The organism is Clostridium sp. 1001271st1 H5, from assembly GCF_005845215.1.
Classification (GTDB): Bacteria; Bacillota; Clostridia; order Lachnospirales; family Lachnospiraceae; genus Enterocloster.
The window spans coordinates 66,782-85,065 of sequence record NZ_SPHO01000013.1 but is presented as its reverse complement, the minus strand read 5'-3'; the positions used below and the strand labels follow the sequence as shown (position 1 = coordinate 85,065).

Here is an 18,284-nt window from a genome sequence, read left to right as displayed (position 1 = left end):
TGGCTTTGACATGATTTTTCCGATGAACGGCGACATAAACGCCATCATCAGGGCTGCAATGGTACTGACCAGAGCATATGCGCTTCTGGTAAATCCCAGGTCCTCTGTCACCGGCTTTGTGAACAGGCTGGCGCAGCTCACCAGGGGCGCGTACCCCAGCCCCATTATCAGGATGCAGGTCAGCAGTATAAGCCAACCGTAAAAAAAACCTTTCTTTTCCGCTATATTACCCTCCCTCTATATGTATGTCCTACTGGTTGCCATGCAGTTCCAGCCATCTCATGGCTGTTCCGGCATAGATAGCCGCGCCTTTAACCAGGGCCGGCTCATGGAATCTCACCTTGGGATTGTGCTCCACATACCGCTTTGAGATATCCTCAATACCGACTCCAATACACATATAGCTGGGGGGTATCTCCCGGGATATATAGGCAAAGTCCTCAGAGCCCATTACATGATAAGCGCAGACTGCCTTTATCTCCGGCTCCAGCTCCTTAATTGCCTCTTCCAATAATTCTCTATACATTTTTCTACCCCTTTCCTTCAGACAGGCCATGCTGTGTTTTGTCAGTTTTATGACTACTTCTCCAGAAAGCTGCTGGTCTCCCAGCCCTATTTAAGCGGAGTTCTCAAGAATCTGGAGGAGGAACTGGGCTGCCAGCTATTTAAGCGCAGCCATAACGGAATCCTGCTGACAGAAAAAGGAATAAAATTCATGGACAGCGCCCGCATCATACTGAATGAATACGAAAAGCTAAAACAGCTGTCCTGGGATGAGTCAGTACAGCCGTTAGAGATTTCCACCTATTTCGTATCCAATATCATGAGGCTCTTCCTTGAATTCAAAAAACAGTCCGCAGAACAGTTCCCGGACCGTCTCACAGAGATGGGGAATCAGGAGGTCATTGAGTCTGTCGCTGCAGGCCGCACGCGTCTTGGCTTCATTCTCTGCGCCTCCGAAAAAAAAGATAAATACCTGCGGCTGGTCAAGGACTTCCACTGCTCCTGCGATGAACTGATGACCTCCATTCCGCTGTATGTCATGGTTTCCAGGGAACATCCCCTCTATAAGAAGACCTCTGTTTCCCTGAAGGAGCTGTTGGACTACCCCTATGTGCACTTTAACGATGTGTCCGCAATCTCCTATTTGAAATTAGTCGGTCTGGCCGACCATCCAAACCGGCTGGAAGTGGATAACCGGGGACAATTCTTTGATGCCATCCGGGAGGGACAATATATCTCCCTGTCTGTCCGGGGTAAAACCTCGGAGGGACGCGGGTTCTTTTTCGTGCCAATCAGCGAAAAAAACCTGTATCTGAATCTTTACTGTGTGACGCAGAAGAACTACAGGCTTAACAAAAGAGAACGGGAATTTATACGGTTTCTGCGGGATTTCGCCACCTTAGACGGACAGAAGTCCTGATGGGCCGATGAGTCATGGAATGGATTTGGACTGGTGTTGGAATATAATATAGAGACAATGAAAGAACAGCAGACTAAAGGTGTTTCTTCTATAATAATAGATTTTAATGGTTTATACTGAGGCCGGATGATTACAGAACGTGATGCAAACTTCCCGGGGATGGTTTTAACTCCCCTCCCCGGAATCATTCATTCAACTATCTGCTCACAATACCTGACAAACTCAGCTCTCTTTCAGCTTCAGCACATCAGCCGGTCTCACGGGAATCCGTTTCACCTGTTTTCCCACTGCATTGGATACCGCATTCGCCACAGCGGCCGCCACAGGCACCACGGAACACTCTCCAATGCTCTTGGCACCAAAAGGTCCTGACTTCTCAATCTGTTCCACCATACCCACCTTAATGGGCGGCATCTCCTGGGCATTCAGCATATGGTACTGCTTTAGGGTGGTATTCTTTACCTTTCCCCTGTCATCCAGTATAAAACCTTCTGTCAGTGCATAGCCGATTCCCATCTGGACAGCACCCTCAATCTGGCCCTCCACAGCCATGGGATTGAGAGCCTTGCCAATGTCATGGACCGCCGTGTAATCCAGCACCTTCACACTGCCATTTTCCATATCCACCTGGACCTTGGCAAAATGGGCTCCGTAAGATACGGCCATGGCGCAGGAGGCAAATGTGTCCGCACAGCAGATATCCCTGCCATGGGCCTGCTTTGCATATCTGATTACCTCGGCCAGGGTGGCGGACATTTCAGGATTGGAGCTGCAGTACACTCTCTGGTTCCCCAAATCCAACCCGCCTGCATCCACTCCCAGAAGACCGGCCCCTTCCTTCAAAAGCTCTTCCTTCACCTGGCCCGCAACCTTTAACGCTGCGCTGCAGCTCACAAAGGTGCCTCGGCTGGAGTAATTCCCCATATCCCAGAGGGTGGCATCGGTATCGGCCTGGACGCATTCAATGTGCGACATGGGGATTCCCAGTATCTCACTGACTACCTGGGTCTGGGTTGTAACGGAACCGTTTCCCATGTCGCTGACCCCGGTGAACATGACAGCTGTTCCGTCCTCATTCATCTTGATGATGACGCCCGTTGTATCCGGCCTTACGCCGAATACCCCGTTGCCGTGGGCAGCCACAGCCATACCCACGCCGATGCGGTACCGGCTGTCCCTGGCTGCCTCCTGTTCCCTGAGGGCCTCCTGGTATCCCGACAGTTGGATTCCCTCCATGACACAGTCAATGGGCCTGGGATTTCCATGGGGCAGGCCGTCCCTCTGGTCATAACCGTCCGGCTCCACCAGGTTCTTAAGCTGAAGCTGGATTATGTCCATCCCCAGTTCATTGGCAATCCGGTTCAGCTGGCTCTGCTGGGCAAAGAACTCCTGGGGGGAGCCAAATCCCCTCATGGCCCCTGCCACCGGGGTGTTGGTGTACACCGGAACCGCGTGAAACCGCAGATTCGGCGTTTTATGGTTCTTGAAGTATTTGCCGCTCATGGCCCATACAATGCTCATGGTTCCGCCTGCGTATGCGCCTGCATTCACAAGGACATCCATTTGCTGGGCTACAATGGTGCCGTCCTTTTTTATGCCTGTTTTTAAATGGAGCTTCATGCTGTGGCGGTTCCTGGAAGACGGTATATCCTCCCTCCTGGTGTAAACCAGGCGCACAGGACGCCCTGTCTTCATGGCCAGAAGAGCGGTGACAGGCTCTGTCACCATATCAATCTTGCCCCCGAATCCGCCTCCGATTCCAGGGTTCACCACCCTCACCTTGCTCATGGGAAGGCCAAAAATCCGCGACAGATTGGTCCTGTGCCCGAACACATCCTGGCTGGGCGTATAGACGGTGAGCTTGCCGTTGCTCTCATAGACGGCCAGGGATGTGTGTGTCTCAATGGCCCCATGATGGATGGCAGGGGTCTCAAAATCATCCTCGAAAATATAGTCCGCCTCTGACATTCCCCTGGTCACATCCCCTGCTTCCTGGACCACTTCCTCAATCACGTTTGAATCCTTGTGAATGGGATAAGCTCCCTCCTGCAGCGCATCCTCCGGCTCCAGATAAAAGGGCAGCTCCTCATATTCCACCCGAATCAGTTTCAGGGCCTGCTCCGCTGTCTTTGCTGTCTCAGCAGCCACGGCAGCCACCTTGTCACCCACATAGCGCACCGTACTGTCAAATATGCGTTCGGTCTTCTCGCCGTCAATCTCCTCGCCGCAGCTGTTAAACAGGGCGTCCGGGGCGTCCTTGTAGCAAACCACGGCCCGGACTCCGTCTAACTGCTCTGCCTGGCTGGTGTCTATGGACTTGATTCTGGCATGGGCCACAGGGCTGAACAGCACCTTGGCGTGAAGCATATGGGGAAGGGTCATGTCTCCCACGTATTTAAACTGCCCTGTTACCTTAAGGGCCGCGTCCCTGACAGGCACATCCGTTCCAATCACTCCGTTCTTAGGCGTCTGTAATTCCATCCTCTACTCCCCCTCCTTCTGCATCCGTCTGGCCGCCAGCTGAATGGCCTTGACAATTTTTACATATCCCGTGCACCTGCACAGGTTGTTAGAGATGCCGGCCCGGATTTCCGCCTCTGTGGGGTCAGGATTTTTATCCAGCAGCGCCTTGGCCGACATGACCATACCCGGTGTGCAGTAGCCGCACTGAACCGCGCCCACGTCAATAAACGCCTGCTGGATGGGATGAAGGTGAATGCCGTCCGATAAACCTTCCACGGTCTCAATGGTCTTTCCCGCCGCATTCCTGGCAAGGACCAGGCATGAATTCACTGCTTCCCCGTCAATGATTACCTTGCAGGCGCCGCAGTCTCCTGTATTGCAGCCGCATTTCGCAGCTGTCAGCCCCAGTTCTTCCCGCAGTACATAGAGCAGCGTCCAGTTTTTCTCAATTGCCACATTGTAGTTTTTTTTGTTAATATTTAAACATACCTGTTCCATCTTACCATCTCCTGTCTGTCGTCCTCAGAACGCCTATCCCTGCCCTGCATCCCGGGATAACCCATCCTGTTTTTCAGAATAACCCATCCTGTTTTTCGGGATAAAAAAAACATAAGCATGTCGGCCTTTGGTAAAGAAAGGTCTCCAAACTTATGTCATGTGTTGTTTTATAAAAAGCCGAAGCTTTGTATTTATTTGTTTATTTTTTGATTATACCAACTCAATCATAAAAGTCAACATTCTCGAAAAAGATTGTCGCTTTATCACAACAGAAAGCAGCTTTTTTGAGCATTATTTACAAATTTCAACTTTTTTTCTCCGTTTCTGCGTCCGATGCATTGCTGGGATTCCAAAAAATTCCTTGTAAATCAAGGCATTTCGCCTGTTTAATTATCATATACACACCACATTTTATGCAAGTTGACAAAATATTGCAAATGACTTATACTCGCTTCGTAGAACTTTTAACATACTTTTCATCAAAGGAGATTTATCCGAAATGAATGCACAAAAGGAAAAAACGAGCCATTCCCTGTATGTCTTTGACAGCAAACCGCCTGTCCGCAAAGCGCTTCCCATCTCATTGCAGCACATCATGGCCATGTTTCTGGGTACAGTAACAGTACCCATCGTCATAGCCGGCGCTGCCGGCGCCGACGCCGCCACCAGGACCATCATGATTCAGTATTCACTGATGATGTCCGCCCTGGCCACCATGATTCAGGTATGCCCCCTGGGCCCTGTTGGCTCCAGGCTTCCCGTCATATTCTGTGCGGGATTTACCTGTGTACCTGTGTTTACTCCCATCGCGGCCCAGTACGGCCTGGCCGGCGTATTCGGCGCCCAGATTCTGTGTGCGGTCATCACCATTGCCCTGGGCTTCTTCGTGGGCAGGCTGCATAAATATTTTCCCACGGTGGTCACCGGCACCATCATCCTGTCCATTGGCCTGTCCCTGTATCCCATTGCGTTGAAATACATGGCCGGCAATGCCAGCTCGCCTACCTATGGCCAGCTGAACAACTGGATTGTGGCCTTTGTGACCCTGGCCGCCGTACTCTTCTTCAACCTGATGTGCAAGGGCGTGGTCAAGATGGCCTCCATCCTGTTAGGCGCTGTGGTAGGATATCTCCTGGCGCTGTGCATGGGCATGGTCCATTTTGACGGTGTGGTCACTGCCAGCTGGCTGGCCGTGCCAAAGCCGTTTTTCTACGGAACCCCCTCTTTTGACTTATCCATGGTGCTGCCCATCCTTCTGATTACCATTGTGAATATCATGCAGTCCGTGGGAGACATAACAGGCACCACCGTAGGAGGATTTGACCGCGAGCCCCGCAGCGAGGAGCTGACCGGAGGCGTGGCTGCATCGGGAATCGCCACCCTGATAGGCGCTGTCTTCGGTGTGCCTGTGGTTTCCTCCTTCAGCCAGAACGTGGGCATTGTATCCATGAACAAGGTGGTAAGCCGCCGGGTCATCACCATTGCCTGTGCAATCATGCTGGCTCTGGGTATTGTGCCAAAATTCAGCGCGCTGGTATCCACTCTTCCGGCTCCTGTTATTGGCGGAGGAACCCTTATTGTATTCGGTATGATTACGCTGACAGGGCTTAAATTAGTATCCAGCGAGCCCCTGACTGCCCGCAACAGCACCATTGTGGGAGTGTCCATAGCCCTGGCCATGGGTCTTTCCACCCTGGAAGGCACTGCGGCTCTGGAAAATTTTCCTCCTCTGGCCCAGGCCCTTCTCTCAAAACCAGTGGTAGTGGCAGGCGTTATGTCCTTCCTTCTGAACCTGCTGGCCCCCGGAAAAACCGTTGACGAAGAGGCCCGGGAGCGTGCAGCCCTGGACGCGGAGTAAGCAAACGCACCATCCCGCCTGTCTACCTGACACAGGCATCCATCCCTGTCCACCGGCATTCAGAGGGTTCACGGATTCCCATCTGGTCCAGAATCCGCGTCACAAAGAAATCCACTAACTCCTCAATGGTCCTTGGGCGGGAATAAAAGCCTGGAGATGCAGGCATTATGACAGCCCCGTAACCGGACAGCTTTGTCATATTCTCCAGATGAATCTGATTGTAGGGCGCTTCCCTGGGTACGATTACCAGGGGGCGCCGTTCTTTCAGGCAGACATCAGCGGCCCGTTCCAAAAGGTTGTGGGAGGAGCCATGGCAGATGGCGGATAATGTACCCATGGAACAGGGGACCACTATCATGGCATCCATGCCGGACGAACCGCTGGCTATGGGGGCGCCGATTGCATGGATATCGTAATGGTGTATCAGCTCCTTTGACCCGAAGGTTTCCTGCAGATATTGTTCCACCTGGCAGGAAGGGGTATCCTGCCCAATCTGCCAGCCAAGCTCAGACTCCACCACCAGTTTCCCCGCCTGGGTCATACAGATACACACATGATGACCGTTCTGAATCAGCCTTTCTATAACCCGCTTCGCATAGACGGACCCGCTTGCCCCGGTGATTCCTACAATATATTTTCCCATTTGCCATGCTCCTTATCTCATATTTTCTGTATTCCGCACAGGGATTTTACTGGTAATCCTTTAAGTCCGCCTTTGGATAGCGTACTCTTTCAAGGCATCTGCTCTCCTCATTCAATGTGGCGTCAATCCCCATCTTAGTCTGCACACCCCGCTCGTCGGAGCATGGGTCCAGCTCATGTCCCTGGGCATTGTGGATATAGAAAATGTCCCTCTCAGGAATGACCCGGTTGGATACCGCCCACATCACGTCTGCAGGGTCATAGATATCCACGTCCTCATCCACCACAATTACATTCTTGATGTTCACATAGGCGGTCATGGCTGCAAGAGCCACATTCTTAGGCTCTCCCGGGTTCTTTTTCTTCATCTGGACAATAGCAAGAAACCCGCTGCCATAAGGGGGAATATGTACATTGGTAACGCCCTTGCTCACATACTGCGTGTGTGTCTTAAGCAGGGGTTCCCTGGGCAGTACATTTCCAAGATTGATGTGCTCAAAGGAGGCACCGTTAATGGTCTGGTAAATAGCCCCGTTCCTGTGGGTAATGGCCTTTACCTGTACCATGGGGCTGTTCCAGGGCTCGCTGTAATGGCCGGTGAATTCCCCCAGAGGTCCTTCCTTTTCTCTGTAATCCGGCAGGATTTCGCCCTCTATCACAAACTCAGCCATGGCAGGTACATAGATATCGGAGGTAATGCATTTCACCACCTCAATGGGCCTCTTCCGGATGGCGCCTGCAATCTCTGTCTCGTCCCCGTCATAGCGAAGTCCGGCTCCCACATAGATAACAGGGTCCGCTCCTATGACAACCGCAATGGGCAGGGCCTTTCCCTGGCTTTCTGCCTGGTCGTAGAAATCCTTCAGGTGGCGCCACTCGTTAATCATGATGCTGAACTTATCCTTCCCCTTTACATGCATTCTCTGGAAGGACAGATTCTGACGGGTTCCGTCTATCTCCTTACTGACAATCACCCCGCCTGTGATAATGGGGCCGCCGTCCTTTGGCGCATGAATGGGAACCGGAAGGCGTCCCAGGTCAATATCCTCCCCTGTCAGTATGTTTTCATGACAGGGGGCGTCCGCCACCACCTGAGGTTTAATGGGATGTTCCAGGCACTCTGCCAGAAAATCCGTCATCTCATCCTTCCTGCATCCCAGGGCCAGGGCAATGCCGTCCATGGATGCCAGCACATTTCCGCACACGGAAAATTCCTTATCCTTGATGCTGCAGAACAGTCCTGTTTTCTGCCCTTCTGCCTCCAGGGTGGCTAACAGGGAGCCAATTTCATATTTCCAGTCTACCTCCCGTTCTGTCTCAAACAACAGTTTGTTGTCCTTTAAAACTGCCAGAAAATCTCTTAAATCCTTAATTCCGCTCATGCAATGCTGCCTCTCTTTCTGCCAACGCCTTCTTGCCGTATTCCCGGATGAGTGCCATATCAGCCAGCTTGTTTGCCAGCTTCTTAAGTCCTCCCATACCGACTTCATCTGCATCAACGCCTTCCTGCCCCTGGTCCTTGGACCAGATATAGCCTCCGGCGTAGCCGTATACCTCGTTACAGACAATGTTAATCCCCCTTGCCATCATCATGTTATGCATGGCCGTTATAGTGGCTTCCTCTCCCCCGTTCCTGGTTCCGCCCACAGCAAATGCACTGCCGATTTTATCCCTCATGATTTCCGGATACACATGGAACAGCGGCCGCATCCTGCTGAAAAAAGCAGACAGCTGAGGAGTTGGCCCGTAGGCATAGACCGGTGAGCCGAACAGGTACGCATCCGCTGCCATGAACTCTTCCAGAAGGGGCTGAAAATCATCCTTCAGACAGCACCACGTCTTATTCTTCTTGCAATATCCGCATCCGTTGCAGGGCGCAATCTTTTTGCCCCTCAGGGTAATCATACCTGTCTCTATGCCGTCCCTTGACTCTATGCTCTTTAAGGCTTCGCTCAGGGCATATTCCGTAGATTTGTTTCTTGGGCTTCCGCTGATACCTAATATCTTTGCCATATTACTCTCCTCATTTCATCTGTGTTCTGTTTTTATCCCTGATTCTCCTGTATGCACCTTACCAAATCATCAGCCATAAGCTGAGCGTCATCCAGAATCTCTTTCTCATCTGCCAGAAGGAACCTGCCGTCCTCCAAAACCGTGTTTCCGTTAATAACCACTGTGTCCACTGCCTTATGGTCCCCTGAATAAATCAGTGTTGCCACAATGTCATGGACCGGGCATGACTTTACGCTCTTAGACGGGTCAAACAGGAAAAAGTCCGCCTTCTTTCCCTCTTCAACGGATCCCGTTATCCGGTCCATTCCCAATGCCCTGGCCCCTTCTATGGTGGCCATCCTGAGCATTCCTCCCGCAGTCATGGCCAGCGGGTCTTTGTGGAAGGTCTTTTGCAGCAGAGCCCCAAACTTCATGGCCTCCAGCATGTCGTTGTCATTGTTGGAGCCTGCTCCGTCCGTGCCGATTGCCACTGTAATCCCTGCCTTCAGCATCTCCCCCACAGGTGCCACGCCGGATGCAAGATACATATTGGCAATGGGATTGTAGGAGACAGACACCTGGTTCCTTGCATAGGCCCTGATTTCCTCTTCCCCAATGGCTACCGAATGTACGGCCAGCAGGCCGGGACCCAGCAGGCCGGTTTCCTCGTAATGGCGGATGGCGCTCTTGCCGTTCCTTTCCCGGCTGATTGCATCATCTGTTCCTGTCTCAAACATATGCATCATAACAGGCGTGTCATTCCGGTCCGCATATTCCCTGGTCGCCCTAAGAAGCCCGGTACTGGCTCCCCATCCGGCTGCCGGGGCCAGCCATATACGGAACATGCCGTCCCCTTCAAATTCCTCCTTCAGGGCCGTTACATCCGCAAATACATCCTCCGGCTTTTCCACCAGTTCTTTTTTGCCGATATCCCGGTAGCCCCGGCCGTACACCATTCTGACACCCATCTCTTTTGCAATCGTGAGTTCCAGTTTACCCAGCCCTTTTACAGGCTGCAGCTGCATATAATCCGCCACCGTGGTCACGCCGCAGCGGATGGCTTCCGCCAGCCCAAGCCTTACGCCTGCCGCCACATGCCTCTCCCGGAGCACGGCTCCTGCCGGGGCCATGGACTTGGGGAACCATTCCTCCAGGCTCAGGTCGCTTCCCATCCCCTTCATGATATCCTGATACAGATGGGTGTGGGTATTGATAAGTCCCGGAAACAGATATCTTCCCTTTCCGTCCTTAAGCTCAATGTAAAGTTCCTTTGCCTTCCCCTCTATGTAAGCCCTGTCCCCCACATGGGTAATCACTCCGTCCTCGTAGAGGATGCCGCCATCCTCGTATATACGGTCCTGCCCATCCACGGTTATGATGTGCAGGTTATGGTATCCTTCTCTCACTGCAGCGCAACCTCCCTTACCAGCTTATTTGTGTAACCTCTGAAAAACCGGGAAAAATTACCGATTGTGAATGCTGCAATCAAGGTACCTTCCCTGACGCCGTATATGGTGTTCAGGAAAATAAGTGATACGATTACCGCCAGCACCACCAGGGAAACATCCACTGCGGTCTTCACATTGCCGTATTCCTTCTGGTACTTTACAGAGATAATCTTAATCAAAGCTTCACCGGGCATAAGAATCACATCCGCCGAAACCATGAACGCAATGCTCAGTCCAAAGAACATGCATCCGATAATGAGCACCACCAGCTTCAGCATATAGGTTTCAGGATGAAGTCCCCTTACAAGGAACATGTTGAAATCCACTGCAATGCTCAGGAAAAAGGTAGGAATCAGCTGCAGGAACTTGGACGCTGAAAAGCTCTTAAGGTCCACAATGAATTCCCCGATAAAAAACAATACATTCAGCAAAAACGTGTACATACCCAATGTCAGCAAGGGACATATCTGGGTCATGACATTGGTCAGGCTGCTCATTGGAGATGTACCTGTTCCTGATTTAATAATCAGGGAAATTCCCGTCCCCATAAAGAAAATTCCAATAAGAAGCATGATATAACGCCTGGTCATTTTTGAATCCTTTGCATAATTAGTACCATTAGACATAATTGAGTAACCTCCGCTTTCTTTTCATTTGGTTTGCGTTCAGCCTCCTGCTCGTTCCGGAATTTTCGCGCGGTACACATATATGTGTAATTCCGGAATCAGGCCCTTCGCCACGCCGGAGCAGGCTGGCCGGAAGTAGTCCATTTCCCGCCGGATTTCTAGAATAGTACGACCGGCAGGAATATGGTGTGAGTGTACACTCCTGTCTTTTGGAAAAATAATAGTAATCCGTGCATTCACCCCGTCCGTTTTCCCCTCCCAATTTTATTTTAGGACAAAAAAAACAACATAAGTCCATCGACCTTTGATAAAGAAAGGTCCACAAACTCATGTTGTACAAAATCAAGCCGAAGCTCTGCACTCAACTATTTACTCCACGATTATACCAATCCAGGAACAAAAGTCAATATTCTCATAAAAGAATATCGCTATATCACAATAAATCAGCTGGTTTTTAAGCATGTTGCACAAACCGTTTTCTCATTCACCCCAGTCATCCGCTGTACATTTTCCATTTGTCATAACACTTCAAACTCACAATCCAGCACAGTCTGATATATTTCCTCCGCTGACCGGCTCTGCTCCAGGTCGTGAATCAGAGCCGTTGTCTTCACCATGCGCATCAGCGTGACCACAGCAGGTATGTGCTCCTTCCCATCCTTGCTGGCCAGGCAGAATATGACCCGCGCCTTTTTCTCCCCAAATTCCACCGGCTCCCTGGTGACCAGAAGACTGAGGCTGGTCTTAAGGATTCCCTCCGCCCCCTTTCCGTGCAGAAGGGCAAAGGAGTCATCCGAGACAGCATAAAAGCCCTGCTCCTCTATGAATCCGAGCATATTGGAAACATAGGATTCCTCCACAAAACCGCGCTTTACCAGAAGCCCGGCGCTCATATGGACCGCATCCCGCCAGTCAGACACCTGGTCCGCCCTCATGATACAGTCAAACTTCAGGAAACTGCTGAAGCTCTTGGGGCTGTGAAATACTTGGACAGTCTGATATCCCAGCTCCTTCTTCACCACGTCCATCACCCTGGCCCTGGTATTCTCATCCAGGAACCCCAGTTTTTCCTCAATGGAATAATAGCTGGACAAAAGGGATTTCCTGGGTATGCCAAGCCGGTCCATGGCAGCCCTGTCCTCGGTCTGGAGTATGGGGTTCACCGTGAGGCAGGGCCTGGGCAGGCTGTTGTTAATGCGGATGGTGGACAGCACGTAATCAATGGCTGCCCAGTCCGGATAGGATGAAAGCTTATAAATGGGGAGTGTGTCCACAATATGAATCTGGTACTCGCTGAGCAGTGATTCCTTCAGCATGGTGGTGGTCCCATATCCATGGCCGCACACCAGCAGCACCTTCTTATAGGGGGTTCCCTTCATCCTGCGGATGCTGGCCATGAAGCAGATGGTCAGGTATACCAGCTCATCCTCATTTTCCAGATTCAGAAGCGTGTCCGTTTCCTTGCAGCACTGCTTCACAATGCTTAAGAACTGCTGCTCCTCAGGCCGCATAAGGGAGCTGACATTGTCGTGGATGTCCACATGGTTATTGATTCTCTGTATCAGGGGAATCATGTGGTTCAGCAGCCCTTCCACCAGGGTTGTGTCCTTGTCAAAGGGCATGTTCATCCGCCTGGACATGGCGGAAATCAGGGAAAACGTCACCTCCTGGGTGTGTACCGGGTCTACCTCCGCCGTCCCCCCCGCCATTTTATTGGTAAAGTCAAACATCTTTGCCATCATAGCCATATGTTCCCCTGACACAGGCTTTCCGATGATGGAGCCCAGCTTCTCCCCAAACCGCTCATACACCTCCCGGTCATAGTCCGGCATCACCGTAATATCCAGCGGATAGTCCTTGTCATGGAGGATGAACCACACCAGCACCACCACATTTGACATATACCACAGATAGGAACTGCTGGTCAGGGTACACTTAAGCTCCTCCAGCAGACCGTCCACCGCCATCACCACATTGGCAATGGAGACGCCCTCAAAGGCCTTATGGATGATATGGATGCAGTAAAATTCATAGGAGTTGTACTCTGTAAAAGGGTTAATTAGATATTCAATGTATTTCCTGAATTCCTGGTTCATCAGGGTGGTGCGCTTAAGCTTTGGCCCGGCCAGATAAAAATGATTGGAATACCCGATTCCCAATCCGTCCTTCTTAAGCCGCTCATCCAGAGCCGCCATGTCGTTCTTTACCGTGGAGCGCGAAACCCGGAACTGCCCGCTGAGCTGGTTGATTTTCAAGTCCTCATTTCTCATGAGCAGAATCAGAAGAAGGATAGACATCCGCTCCCTGCTGGTATAAACCACCTCGTTGCCGTCCTCCAGGCCCTTAAGGTCCAGGGACTGCGGATAGCGCAGCAGACCCTTGGAGTGTTTCTCTATCTCCGGCAGGCGCTCCAGGGATAATATGTCGTTAATCCGGTCCACATCATATCGGATGCTCCGCTCCGATATCCCCAGGACCCTGGCCATCTCCTTGTAAGTGGCCTCCCCATGCTCCTTCAGATACCGGATAATGTTAAGCATTCTCCCATTAAACATCTCATTCTTCTCCTGTCTGCATATGCAGACAAGAGGAGCGCTCCCCACTCCTCTTATCTGTTGTCATATGATATTTTTATATACTCCCCTGAAATCCATTATACCGGAATGTTTCCTGGGTTTACTGGAATGAATCGTGAATCTTCTTCATCACTGCGTCCGATTTCTTAATCAGGTCTGACACGCCCATTTTCAGGACTTTTTTTCCCTTGAAGCGGTCCAGTCCCTCCAGGGCCACATCATTGACCAGAACAACGCACACAGCCTCGTCAATATCCTTCTGCTTTAACTGGTTCTCCACGCCTGCACCGCCCTGAGTCTCTATCAGGACCTCCATTCCCAGCTTCTCGCCGGACAGCTTCAAAGCTTCAGCTGCCATATATGTATGTGCCACTCCCGACGGACACGATGTAATACCAACTACCTTCATTGTAAAATCCTCCTTTTGTTCATCTTTTATGATAATTCTGCCTTCAATCTAACCTGCCGTTCACTACAGTTCGTCAAATGTTATCTCATCCAGGTCATCCAGTTCCGCATCATTTCCAGCGGACTCTTCCACATAGTTCTTCTTAAGTAAGTTTACCATAAGTGCGGTCACAAATCCACCTGCCAGCACAGCAATAAAGTACCAGATACGCCCTTCCACCACAGGAAGCACGATGAGTCCGCCCCAGGGCGCATGGTTTAAGACACCTGCAAGAAATGGGATAATATTTCCCACAACAGCTCCCACAATCAGGGACGGGATTACCCTTAAGGGGTCGTTGGCCGCAAAAGGAATGGCTCCTTCCGTGATTCCCACGCATCCCATCAGGATGGCTGCCTTTCCTGCTTCTTTTTCCTCCACATTGTACTTCTTGGGGGCCAGCAGGGTAGCGATACCCATGCCGATAGGCGGTGTACAGATGGCCACGCCCACGCCGCCCATCAGGTAGGGAAGCGTATCCACCTGTGTCTGCGCAAAGAGGGTTGCAACCTTATTGACAGGGCCGCCCATATCAAAGGCAGTCATGGCTCCGAGTATGGATGCCAGAGGCACCTTGCCCACATCTCCCAGGCCGGACAGCCAGTTGGTGAGTCCGTTCATAATAGCCGCAATGGGTCCGCCGATTCCCCACACAATGATGCCGCCTGTCACCAGGGTGCCCACCAGAGGATAGATGAAAATGGAACCTAAGGTTTTCAGGGAAATCGGAAGCTTGATTTTCTTCAGTTCCTTTACCACAACGCCTGCAATCAGGCCTGCCGCCATGCCGCCAAGGAATCCTGCGCCCATTTCCTTGGCCAGATAAGCTCCAATCATACCGGGGGCCAGACCTGGTTTGTCGGCAATGGAGTAAGCGATATAACCGCCCAATACAGGGACAAACAGTGTCAGTCCGCCCAGACCAATCTGTGCCAGACCTGCCAGCCAGCCGGTTTCAGGTGTGGCTGCGCCGGCCGGATTCAGCATAACTGCCAGAGAGAAAAGGATACCGCCGGCCACAATAAACGGAATCATGTGGGACGTACCTGTCAATATATGTTTCTTTAAAATCTTCAGCTGCTCTTTCATTTTCTTACCCCTCCAGAACTTCTTCTAATATGGTGTACACCTGTTCCCTGGTGCTTCTTCTCAAAGACTCCCTGAACTCCTCATGCATAAGCCTTCTGGAGAGATTGGCCAGTATCTTTAAGTGTGTATCCCCTGCCTCGCTTAAGGGTACTGCAATGAGAATGATTAAATCCGCTGTCTCCCCTGTCTCCTCGTTCCAGACCACCGGTTCCTTGGTACGTCCGAAGCATACGCTGGCCTCCAGCACATGGTCGGTCTTCCCATGGGGAAGGCCCATGTCAAATCCCACGAAGGTAGGGGTAATGGCTTCCCTTGCCAGTACATCCTGGTAAAATTCCTCTGTGTCTGTAATTTTTCCGGCCCTGTACAGCTCCCCTGACAGGGTTCTTATGATATCCTTTTTACTGCCTTCCATATCGAATACGATACAGTTCTCATTAATTAACTTACTCATCCCTTGCCTCCTTCCGGCTCTTCCGGAATTTGTCTTTTCATTCTTTTTCCTGTTTGTCACTGGTGTTTGTTTCTTCTTAAGCGCTTAAGAAAATGTGTCCGGCACTGTTATGTTTAAGTCCTGTCTGTCTTGTGCCGTCCCTTACATGCATTATCATAATCCAGGACCGGCATTTTGAACAGATAGAAGATTTGCAAAAAATTTTTACACAAATAAACACCCCTGCTCCCTGCTTTGTCAGCGTCTTATCCAGCCGTTGTACCCCCGGTTGTCCATGCAATGCAGCGCCGCCTATGTAATACAATAACAGGGGCATGAAGGCGGATGTGGTTCCGCCTCATGCCCCTGTACCTGAAAATTCAGATGTGCAATTTCAAAAATTGTTTAATTTCAATGCCAATGTTGAACTCAAAGGTCCATGCAGATGCATCCCCCGTCCATGCAGTTTACGCCTCTTCAAACCCCACGGAATGAAGGAATCTGGCAAATGCCATCCGTCCATTTTCATCACATTTGTAGACGCCTGCATCCTCCAGGACCCGGGCAAACACATTTCCCACTTCCTCCTGCAGGATGGGCCACACATTATCCTTTGTCACCCGGACGCCTTTTTCCTGATACCCGGGCAGGAATTCCTCCACCCAGTCAGCGTGTTTCTCAAGGACTTCATCGCTGCGTATATCCCTGCCCTCCACCATATATTCTCCCAGCCTAGCCAGTTCCGTCTTAAGCCTGGAGGGAAGTACAGCCAGTCCCATGACCTCAATCAGGCCAATGTTCTCTTTCTTTATATGGTGCAGTTCCTGGTGGGGATGATATACCCCCAGCGGAAATTCCTCTGTCGTAATATTATTGCGCAGCACTAAATCCAGTTCAAAGGTATCATCAACCTTTCTGGCAATGGGCGTGATGGTATTATGGGGCTCTCCCTCTGTCTCAGCAAAGATAAATGCATCCTTATCCGTATAACCCCTCCATGCTCCCAGCACCACATCCCCCAGTTCTGTCAGTCTGTCCGGGTCTGCTGCCCGAAGCCGCAGCACAGACATGGGCCAGAACACAATGCCTGCTTCCACGTCCTCATACCCTTTTATGGAAAAATGCTTCTCTATGGGCGCTTTCGCCATGGCAAAGGTATAATGTCCGCCCTGAAAATGGTCATGGCTCAGGATGGAGCCGCCCACAATGGGGAGATCTGCATTGGAGCCCAGGAAATAATGGGGAAACTGCCTGATAAAGTCAAACAGCTTTCTGAATGCCGCCTTATCGATTTTCATAGGCACATGCTGTCCGTTGAACACGATGCAGTGCTCATTATAATATACATAGGGAGAATACTGGAATCCCCACGGGCTGTCATTGATGGTGATGGGAATGATTCTGTGGTTATTCCGGGCCGGATGGTTGGTCCGCCCTGCATATCCCACGTTTTCCATGCACAGCTGACATTTAGGATAGCCGCTCTGCCTGGCCAGCTTGGCCGCTGCAATGGCCTTTGGGTCCTTTTCCGGCTTGGACAGGTTTACCGTAATATCCAATGTGCCGTAACGTGTATCCGTGGTCCACTTCATATCCCTTGCAATACGGTACCTGCGGATATAATCGGAATCCTGGCTGAAGCCATAATACCAGTCCGTGGCCTTCTCAGGAGATTCCTCATATCGTTTCCAGAACTCCTTCACCACCTCATTGGGCCTCGGCATCAGACAGTTCATCAGCTTAGTGTCAAGAAGGTCCCGGTAGACCACACTGTCCTCCTTAAGCACGCCTGTCACGGCAGCACAGTCCAGAAGCTCCTTTAAAATGGCCTCCAGATTCCCGCTCTCAACCGTGCCCCGGGGCTCCTCATACTCATCCATCCCCATCACATCCAGAATCTGGTTCCTGGCATAGACAGCGTCCACCTCAGATATAAGCCCCTTATCCAGTCCATACTGTACCAATCCCTTAATCGCATCATGAACCATAGAATTACCCTCCCTGTACACTCTTTGCATCACACCGCAGTCTATTACAGCGGTTTTCTTTCATTATAGCCCTCGGCCCCGGGAACTACAATGCACTTTTTTACTTTTATACCCTTACTTTTCCTGCTGCAATCCGTTAAACGGAGCGGAAAAACCGGTTTACTCTTCCCACCAGAATACCGCCCAGCAGGCCAATCAAGGCCCCGGCCGCACACCCGGCCGTCAGAAGCACCGGCAGATACGAAAATACGCCAAAGGTATTCACCACAAAGGCTGCCATGAGAAACTGACCGATGTTATGGGCCACGCCCCCCAGTATGCTGACTCCCACCATTCCAAAGAGTCTGAATTTCCTGCTAAATGACATGACCGTCAGGCTCAGGGCTGTTCCTGCCAGGCCAAACAGGATGGCAGAAGGCGGCCCGAAAAGAATACCTGACAGAAGTATGCGCACCACGCTTATAAGGGCTGTTTCTTTTGTTCCCATACAGTACAGCCCCACCATGGTCACAAGATTAGCCAGCCCCAGCTTAACCCCGGGCGCTCCCAGATATACCGGCACCAGTGACTCCACATACCCCAGCACCAGGGCCAGGGCTGTCAGTATTCCGAAAAGGGCAGCATTTCTGGCAGACGTATGGGATTCTGTAACTTTCTTTTTATGATTAGGCATGTTCTCCTCCCGTCTTTATCATGGCATTCCATCCTTCACCAGTCCTCTGTCCTCCCTGGTCCGCAAAGCGGGGCGGTCAGACGGGCGCAATGATTTTTAAGGCATGCTCCAGGACAGGTGGCAGGGA

General features: G+C 51.2%; 17 protein-coding genes. 3 read left to right on the top strand and 14 right to left on the bottom strand.

Annotated elements, in window-relative coordinates; genetic code table 11:
- Positions 1 to 10: 10 nt before the first annotated feature.
- Positions 11 to 202: a hypothetical protein gene (locus FGS84_RS31590; protein WP_243130021.1), complete on the top strand. Its 192-nt coding sequence runs from the start codon at positions 11 to 13 to the stop codon at positions 200 to 202.
- A 48-nt stretch (positions 203 to 250) separates the two neighbouring features.
- On the opposite strand, the gene FGS84_RS19415 is transcribed toward FGS84_RS31590, so the two are convergent.
- Positions 251 to 526 (bottom strand): M20/M25/M40 family metallo-hydrolase, encoded by a 276-nt coding sequence (locus tag FGS84_RS19415; RefSeq protein WP_243130020.1) that lies wholly within the window; start codon positions 524 to 526, stop codon positions 251 to 253.
- A 33-nt stretch (positions 527 to 559) separates the two neighbouring features.
- Here FGS84_RS19415 and FGS84_RS19410 point away from each other — a divergent pair, with 33 nt between their 5' ends.
- Positions 560 to 1,423, top strand: coding sequence for a LysR family transcriptional regulator (locus FGS84_RS19410; protein ID WP_243130019.1), 864 nt, complete (start codon positions 560 to 562; stop codon positions 1,421 to 1,423).
- 222 nt (positions 1,424 to 1,645) lie between these two features.
- Here the strand turns inward: FGS84_RS19410 and FGS84_RS19405 are convergent, their stop codons facing one another.
- Complete coding sequence (locus FGS84_RS19405; RefSeq protein ID WP_138310046.1) at positions 1,646 to 3,904, bottom strand: molybdopterin cofactor-binding domain-containing protein; 2,259 nt, start codon at positions 3,902 to 3,904, stop codon at positions 1,646 to 1,648.
- Positions 3,905 to 3,907: 3 nt separating this feature from the next.
- Positions 3,908 to 4,384 carry a (2Fe-2S)-binding protein gene (locus FGS84_RS19400; RefSeq protein WP_138310045.1) on the bottom strand — a complete coding sequence of 159 codons (477 nt, stop codon included), beginning with the start codon at positions 4,382 to 4,384 and terminating at the stop codon, positions 3,908 to 3,910.
- A gap of 499 nt (positions 4,385 to 4,883) precedes the next feature.
- Here FGS84_RS19400 and FGS84_RS19395 point away from each other — a divergent pair, with 499 nt between their 5' ends.
- On the top strand, positions 4,884 to 6,242 hold the full coding sequence (locus FGS84_RS19395; protein WP_138310044.1) for a nucleobase:cation symporter-2 family protein: 1,359 nt from the start codon (positions 4,884 to 4,886) through the stop codon (positions 6,240 to 6,242).
- 22 nt (positions 6,243 to 6,264) lie between these two features.
- Here the strand turns inward: FGS84_RS19395 and FGS84_RS19390 are convergent, their stop codons facing one another.
- From FGS84_RS19390 to FGS84_RS19340, 11 genes are all read right to left on the bottom strand, one after another.
- Positions 6,265 to 6,885 (bottom strand): flavin prenyltransferase UbiX, encoded by a 621-nt coding sequence (locus FGS84_RS19390; protein WP_138310043.1) that lies wholly within the window; start codon positions 6,883 to 6,885, stop codon positions 6,265 to 6,267.
- A gap of 46 nt (positions 6,886 to 6,931) precedes the next feature.
- Positions 6,932 to 8,266, bottom strand: coding sequence for a UbiD family decarboxylase (locus tag FGS84_RS19385; RefSeq protein ID WP_138310042.1), 1,335 nt, complete (start codon positions 8,264 to 8,266; stop codon positions 6,932 to 6,934).
- Positions 8,253 to 8,897: a flavodoxin family protein gene (locus tag FGS84_RS19380; RefSeq protein WP_138310041.1), complete on the bottom strand. Its 645-nt coding sequence runs from the start codon at positions 8,895 to 8,897 to the stop codon at positions 8,253 to 8,255. The genes FGS84_RS19385 and FGS84_RS19380 overlap by 14 nt, the downstream gene beginning before the upstream one ends.
- A 32-nt stretch (positions 8,898 to 8,929) precedes the next feature.
- Positions 8,930 to 10,282 carry an amidohydrolase gene (locus tag FGS84_RS19375; protein ID WP_138310040.1) on the bottom strand — a complete coding sequence of 451 codons (1,353 nt, stop codon included), beginning with the start codon at positions 10,280 to 10,282 and terminating at the stop codon, positions 8,930 to 8,932.
- The gene (locus FGS84_RS19370; protein ID WP_138310039.1) at positions 10,279 to 10,950 is read right to left on the bottom strand and encodes a DUF6198 family protein; all 672 of its coding nucleotides are present in this window, start codon (positions 10,948 to 10,950) and stop codon (positions 10,279 to 10,281) included. Before FGS84_RS19370 ends, FGS84_RS19375 begins: the two co-directional genes overlap by 4 nt.
- A 518-nt stretch (positions 10,951 to 11,468) precedes the next feature.
- Positions 11,469 to 13,505, bottom strand: coding sequence for a PTS sugar transporter subunit IIA (locus FGS84_RS19365; RefSeq protein WP_138310038.1), 2,037 nt, complete (start codon positions 13,503 to 13,505; stop codon positions 11,469 to 11,471).
- 121 nt (positions 13,506 to 13,626) lie between these two features.
- Entirely contained in the window at positions 13,627 to 13,935 is a 309-nt protein-coding gene (locus tag FGS84_RS19360) for a PTS fructose-like transporter subunit IIB (protein WP_002569400.1), read from the bottom strand.
- A 63-nt stretch (positions 13,936 to 13,998) separates the two neighbouring features.
- Positions 13,999 to 15,063: a PTS fructose transporter subunit EIIC gene (locus FGS84_RS19355; protein ID WP_138310037.1), complete on the bottom strand. Its 1,065-nt coding sequence runs from the start codon at positions 15,061 to 15,063 to the stop codon at positions 13,999 to 14,001.
- Between the two features lie 4 nt (positions 15,064 to 15,067).
- Complete coding sequence (locus FGS84_RS19350; RefSeq protein ID WP_138310036.1) at positions 15,068 to 15,517, bottom strand: fructose PTS transporter subunit IIA; 450 nt, start codon at positions 15,515 to 15,517, stop codon at positions 15,068 to 15,070.
- 446 nt (positions 15,518 to 15,963) lie between these two features.
- On the bottom strand, positions 15,964 to 17,484 hold the full coding sequence (galT, locus tag FGS84_RS19345; protein WP_227146969.1) for a UDP-glucose--hexose-1-phosphate uridylyltransferase: 1,521 nt from the start codon (positions 17,482 to 17,484) through the stop codon (positions 15,964 to 15,966).
- Between the two features lie 136 nt (positions 17,485 to 17,620).
- The gene (locus FGS84_RS19340; protein WP_138310035.1) at positions 17,621 to 18,157 is read right to left on the bottom strand and encodes a Gx transporter family protein; all 537 of its coding nucleotides are present in this window, start codon (positions 18,155 to 18,157) and stop codon (positions 17,621 to 17,623) included.
- Positions 18,158 to 18,284 lie beyond the last annotated feature (127 nt).